This is a genomic window from Nitratidesulfovibrio liaohensis, from assembly GCF_011682075.1.
Classification (GTDB): Bacteria; Desulfobacterota; Desulfovibrionia; order Desulfovibrionales; family Desulfovibrionaceae; genus Cupidesulfovibrio; species Cupidesulfovibrio liaohensis.
This window is the reverse complement of the sequence record NZ_VSMK01000176.1, coordinates 1-5,274: the sequence shown is the minus strand read 5'-3', so window position 1 is coordinate 5,274 and position 5,274 is coordinate 1. Positions and strand designations below refer to the sequence as shown.

The window sequence follows — 5,274 nt, the reverse complement described above, 5'->3', positions numbered from 1 at the left end:
CACCCCCAGGTCGGCGGCGCGGTCGGCCAGCAGGCGCAGGGCCTCGCCCAGCAGGTCGGCCATGCGCACCGGGCCGGGACGCGGGTCCAGCCCCTTGCCGAAGAACAGCAGCTTGCGGGTTATCTCGCGCACGCGGCGGCTCTGGGCCTTGATCTTGACCACGGAACGGCGCATTTCCGCCGCGTGCGGGCTGGATGCAAGGTCCGGCTCGTCCAGCAGGTCCTCTATCCAGCCCGCCGCGTTGGTCATGATGTTCACGGGGTTGTTGATCTCGTGCGCCACGCCCTCGGCCAGCCGGCCGATGGAGGCCAGCTTGCCCGCCTCGATCATGCGGGCGTTTTCCTCCTGGCGCAGCTTGCGCTCGTGGGCGGCGCGCAACTCGCGCACCAGATCGTCGATGTCGGCGGGCTTCAGCAGGTAGTTGAACGCCCCGTGGCGCATGCCCTCAACGGCGTTGCGCACGTCGGACGAGCCGGTCAGCATCAGTGCCTCGACCAGCGGCAGGCGCGCCTTCATGCGCCGCAACAGGTCTATGCCGCTGGCTCCGGGCAGGCACACGTCCAGCACGGCCACATCGAATTCCTCCCCGGCGTCCAGCAACGCCAGGGCGGATTCGGCGTCATAGGCGGTGCGCACGGCAATGCCGCGCGCACGCAACCGTTCGGCCAGCAGTTCGGCGAATGCCGTCTCGTCATCCACGAGCAGGGCGCGCATCATGCTTCCCTCGGATATCCCCGGCATTCAGCCCGGCCACCCCAGCGGATGCCCGGCCACCGGAGACCCCAGGCGGGTGCGGCCCGCCGCTACTTTTTGTCTTCGTCCAGGATTTCGCGGGCGTTGTCGAATTCGCCTGCCTGCGCGAAGGTGGCGGCCACCATGGCGTCCTCGACCTTTTCGCGGAAGGCGCGGCGGATGTCGCGCACCAGGATGTCGATGTCCACGGGCTTCTTGTGGTACTCGAAGGCGCCCAGACGGCGGGCTTCTTCTTCGTCCTTTTCGGTGCCGTGGCCGGTCAGCACGATGACCTGCACCTGCGGGTAGGCCTTCTTGACGCGGCGCAGCACTTCCATGCCGTCGATGCCGGGCATGCGCAGGTCAAGGACCATGACGTCGGGCACCTCGCCGGCGGACACCATCTGCAGGGCTTCTTCACCGTTCAGGGCAACGGTGGCCCCGGCGTCGCGCATGGACATGCGTTCGGCCAGCGTGCGGACGAAATTTTCCTCGTCGTCCACCAGCAATACCTTGATACCCTTCATGACTGCTCTCCTTCGGGTTCGGGTGAAACTCGGTCCGCAAACCCGCGCGGCGGTGGCGAAGCCGCCGCGCGGTGCATCTTTGTGTTCTAGATGGGCACGACTCCGTAGCACACGGCCACGTCGCCCAGACCCACGTTATCCAGGAAGCTGTTGTGGATGACCCGGCGCGCGGGGCGCACGCATCCCATCATCTCCAGGGCCACGTCGTGGCAGTCGGCCTCTGCGAAGGCCACCGCCGCGAAGACATCCTCAAGCCGCCCGGCGCATGCGGGGGTGGCGGTGACGCCCGCCATGCGCATGGCCTCGCCGTGGTCCGCCGCATCGGCGAAGGCCACGGCTGCGAAGCAGCGTTCCAGCGTTTCACGAAGTGTTGCCATACGTTCCTCCGTTGTGCCGTGGCGGCAGAATGTTGCCGTCGCGTGAGACAAGTGTTTCAGGAGAGCAGTTGGCTATATCGTAGCTGAAACCGTTGCAACACGAAAGCGGAAAATACGGCGCCGCATCAGGCGGTGCAGTTGGGGCAAGGCAGAAAGAAGTGCAGTTGCGCGGCTTTCGCCTGCCGTACTTCTGCCCCGCACGCCTGCATGCATCGCGCTATGTCGGCACTGGCCGTGGAAAGCTCGGTGGCGCCGGAAGCGGCCCGCGCCCCGGGCGGGGTGAAGTCCAGTTCCACGCCGGGCACCCCGTCGCGCAGGGCCGCGCGCAGCACAAGTGCACCGCCTGTGGCGGGGCGGGCACTCTGGGCGGATTCGCCCGACATGACACCCGCCGTTCCGTCGGCCAGGCCTTCGCCCAGGCAGCAGCGCACGGCGCGCAGCAGGCTGGCGCGCAGGGACAGGCCGGGGGCGTTTACGCGTACCGCCGGGCCATCACCCTGCGAAAGCTCCACCCCGCGCATGGCGCAGCCGCGCCGGGCCAGGGCCACGAATTCCTCCAGCACCGCGCCAAGGTCGCGGGCGGCCTCGCCGTCCTCTTCCCAGGCGTGGGCCAGGCGGTTCAGGTTCCACGCAAGGTCCCCCCCGCGCGCCACCTGTTCCTGAATCAGCGAAAGCATGGTGCACAGCCGGTCGCGGTGGGGCAGCCCTTCGCCGCACAGGGACACGAGGTCCTGCATCAACCCGGCGGATTCGCGGATCACCGCCAGGGCGTTCTGCAATTCGTGCGTGGCCGATGCCGCAAGGCGGCCCACGCATTCGTGGGCGGCGTCATCCCCACCCGTTGCGCCCGTTGCGCCCGTTGCGGGGGGCGCGGGGGGCGCGGGGGGCGCGGAGGTCGCGGCGGGGGCAGCCATGTGGATGGTATCGTCGTGTGCCATGCCGTGTTTCCTGTACGGTACGTTGTGCCGGAGACACGTACCAGGGGCTAACTGTTGCCCTGCGCGGCCTGCGCCAGCCTGCCAGCTTCGTGCAGCTTTTCCAGCAGGTCTTCCAGCCGCAGGGGCTTCATCAGGTAGTCGAAGGCGCCCAGCTTCATGCCCTCGATGCCGTCGCGCGCGCTGCCGTGCCCGGTCAGCAGGATGACCTGCACGGTGGGGTGTCCGGCCTTGATGCGGCGCAGTGCCTCGGTGCCCTTGATGCCGGGCATCATCAGGTCCAGCACCACCACGTGGGGCGGGTCCGCCTCCACGGCGCGCAGGGCCTGCTCGCCGTCGGTGGCGATGCGCGTTGCCATGCCGCGCAGCGACAGCCGTTCGGCCAGGGTTGTGACGAACTCCTCCTCGTCGTCCACGAGCAGAACCTTCAGTTCCTGCATGCTTAGCTCCCGAGGGTTGCCGTTGGCGCGGCCTTCACGGGCAGGAAGACGGTCACGGTGGTACCCGCGCCCTCCTTGCTCTGCACCGCGATGTCGCCGCCAAGGCGCCTGATGATGCCGTAGGTTATGAACATGCCAAGGCCGGTGCCCGAGGTCTTCTTGGTGGTGAAGAACGGCTCGAAGATGTGGCGAAGCACCTCGTCGGACATGCCCTTGCCGTTGTCCTTGATGGACACGCCCACGGTGTCCGGGTCGCGCAGCCAGGTGGCCAGCGTCACGGAACCGCCGTCCGGCACGGCGGCGAAGGCGTTGTTCAGGATGTTCAGGAACACCTGCTGCAACTGGCCCCGGTCCGACGCGATGCGCGGCATGGCCTGGTCCAGGCTGACCGAGGTGGTGATGGACCTGTGCAGGGCCTCCTGCTCCAGGAAGCTCATGGTTTCCTTGAGCACGTCGTTGACGTCGAGCTGCTCGATGTTCACGTCCATCCGGCGCGAAAAGCCCAGCAACCGGTGGGTGATGGAGCGGCAGCGTTCCACCGAGCGCAGGATGGCGTCCACCAGCGCGCGGAAGCGGTCGCGTTCCGGAAAGTCCTTGGCCAGTTCCATGAGATCGGAGGCCAGGCCCGCCTTTTCGTTGATGATCGCCAGCGGGTTGTTGATCTCGTGCGCCACCCCGGCGGCCAGGCGCCCGATGGAGGACAGCTTCTGGGTGTGTTCCATCTGCACGAAGGCGGCGATGCGTCGCTCGTCGCTGGCGCGCATGCGCCGCACCAGCAGGTCGGTCAGGCCGAAGGCCACGGACAGGATAAGCGCCACGCTGGTGACGAACAGCAGTATCAGGTCGCTGCGCAGGGTGGTCCACGGCTTGAAGATGTCGGCGCGGGGCTTCACCGCCATCAGCACGAAGTCGGCGTGCTGGAAGTAGGTGTAGGTGATGAACACGTCGCGCCCGGCCGGGTCGGTGGTTTCCAGCGTGGCCGTTTCATAGGTCATGGGCGGCATGGGCAGGGGCAGCTGGTCCAGCACGGCGCCGTAGAAGCGCGATGCGGTCTGGAGCACCCCGGCGGTGTTCACCAGGAAGGCGTCGCTTTCCGGCTCCAGCCCCATGGAAGCGATGAGCCGGTCGAACTGCCCGGTGTCGATGGTGGCGCGCAGCACCCACGAGTGGCCGTCGTCGGTCATGCGCTGCACGGCGATGACGATGTGCGGAAAGCGCCGGAAGCCCATGAACACGTCGCTGACGTACACGCCCTTGACCCGGGTCTGCTGGTACCAGTCGGCGCTGGAGTAGTCCTTGCCCTTCAGGTTGTACGGCCCCACGTAGCTGGCGTGCACGCCGTTCTCGTCGATGAGCCCAAGATCGATGAAGCCGGGAAATTCGCCCTTCACCGCGCGGAAGATGCGGTTCAGGTTGCGTTCGTCCGCCAGTTCCGCCGGGGTGTACACCTGCGAGATGAGACTGACGGTGGAGGCGCGCTCGGCAAGGAACAGTTCGAAGGAATGACGGGTCTTGTTCACCAGCCCGCGCACCGGGGTGACGATTTCGCGGGTCAGGGTGGCGCGGTACTGGTGGTAGTTGATCACCGACAGGATGAGCAGCGGCACCACGGCGGCGGTGGTCAGCAGCAGGGTGATCTTGCGGCGCAGGGCCTGGTAGCGTTCCGGCGCGATTTCTTCCGGCACGTCCAGCGCGGTGCGGAACAGGCTGCGGAAACGTTCCAGGCGGCTCATGCGTTGCTCCTGTGGAACAGGATGTCGCCGGGGCGCAGCACGTCGGCGCGGAACCGGGCAATGGCCTCGTCCACCGGACCCATGACGTTGTCGATGACCTCGATGCGCTTCCAGCGCAGATACTGCCAGAACTCGTCGTCGATGCCGTTGCAGATCACCGCGCGCACCTTTTCTTCCAGCGCGATGCGGCACAATTCCTCGGACGAGGCGTGGGCCAGCAGCACGCTGGAACGGGAAAGCTCGGCGCCGTCGGCGTCCAGGTGCACCAGCAGGGCCTCGCCCGCCAGGTCGAAGCGGGGGGCTATCTCGTCACGGTACAGGGGTATGAGCAGGGTGGCGGGCATATCAGCACATCCCGTACTGTTTCATCTTGCGCCACAGGGTGGAACGGCCCCAGCCCAGAAGTTCGGCTGCCTCGCCCCGGCGGTTGCCGGTGCGTTGCAGGGCGTCGGCGATAAGGCGGCGCTCCAGGTCGCTGACGCTGGTGCGGGCCAGGTGTTCGCCGCCGTCGCCGGGGGCGGCCTGGGCGG

8 protein-coding genes are annotated in these 5,274 nt (G+C 67.4%); all 8 read right to left on the bottom strand.

What is annotated here, in order from left to right; genetic code table 11:
- The coding region (locus FVW27_RS07250) for a response regulator (RefSeq protein WP_243838272.1) at positions 1-717 on the bottom strand (717 nt) is incomplete at its 3' end.
- Positions 718-803: 86 nt separating this feature from the next.
- Positions 804-1,259, bottom strand: a complete 456-nt coding sequence (locus tag FVW27_RS07245) for a response regulator (protein WP_167123952.1) — start codon at positions 1,257-1,259, stop codon at positions 804-806.
- Positions 1,260-1,345: 86 nt separating this feature from the next.
- A complete protein-coding gene (locus FVW27_RS07240; RefSeq protein ID WP_167123951.1) occupies positions 1,346-1,636 on the bottom strand; it encodes a hypothetical protein in 291 nt (96 codons plus the stop codon).
- 125 nt (positions 1,637-1,761) lie between these two features.
- Positions 1,762-2,574, bottom strand: coding sequence for a HAMP domain-containing histidine kinase (locus tag FVW27_RS07235; RefSeq protein WP_167123949.1), 813 nt, complete (start codon positions 2,572-2,574; stop codon positions 1,762-1,764).
- Positions 2,575-2,621: 47 nt separating this feature from the next.
- Positions 2,622-3,011 (bottom strand): response regulator, encoded by a 390-nt coding sequence (locus FVW27_RS07230; protein WP_167123947.1) that lies wholly within the window; start codon positions 3,009-3,011, stop codon positions 2,622-2,624.
- A gap of 2 nt (positions 3,012-3,013) precedes the next feature.
- The gene (locus FVW27_RS07225; RefSeq protein ID WP_167123945.1) at positions 3,014-4,744 is read right to left on the bottom strand and encodes a sensor histidine kinase; all 1,731 of its coding nucleotides are present in this window, start codon (positions 4,742-4,744) and stop codon (positions 3,014-3,016) included.
- Positions 4,741-5,088 (bottom strand): NifB/NifX family molybdenum-iron cluster-binding protein, encoded by a 348-nt coding sequence (locus FVW27_RS07220; protein ID WP_167123943.1) that lies wholly within the window; start codon positions 5,086-5,088, stop codon positions 4,741-4,743. The genes FVW27_RS07225 and FVW27_RS07220 overlap by 4 nt, the downstream gene beginning before the upstream one ends.
- Position 5,089: 1 nt before the next feature.
- Positions 5,090-5,274: helix-turn-helix domain-containing protein (locus tag FVW27_RS07215; protein ID WP_279586612.1), on the bottom strand; the 185-nt coding region annotated here is incomplete at its 5' end.

Bases quoted from the DNA above. Each gene is read 5' to 3' on its own strand.
- FVW27_RS07245 (WP_167123952.1), bottom strand. From the start codon at position 1,259: ATGAAGGGTATCAAGGTATTGCTGGTGGACGACGAGGAAAATTTCGTC.
- FVW27_RS07240 (WP_167123951.1), bottom strand. From the start codon at position 1,636: ATGGCAACACTTCGTGAAACGCTGGAACGCTGCTTCGCAGCCGTGGCC.
- FVW27_RS07235 (WP_167123949.1), bottom strand. From the start codon at position 2,574: ATGGCACACGACGATACCATCCACATGGCTGCCCCCGCCGCGACCTCC.
- FVW27_RS07230 (WP_167123947.1), bottom strand. From the start codon at position 3,011: ATGCAGGAACTGAAGGTTCTGCTCGTGGACGACGAGGAGGAGTTCGTC.
- FVW27_RS07225 (WP_167123945.1), bottom strand. From the start codon at position 4,744: ATGAGCCGCCTGGAACGTTTCCGCAGCCTGTTCCGCACCGCGCTGGAC.
- FVW27_RS07220 (WP_167123943.1), bottom strand. From the start codon at position 5,088: ATGCCCGCCACCCTGCTCATACCCCTGTACCGTGACGAGATAGCCCCC.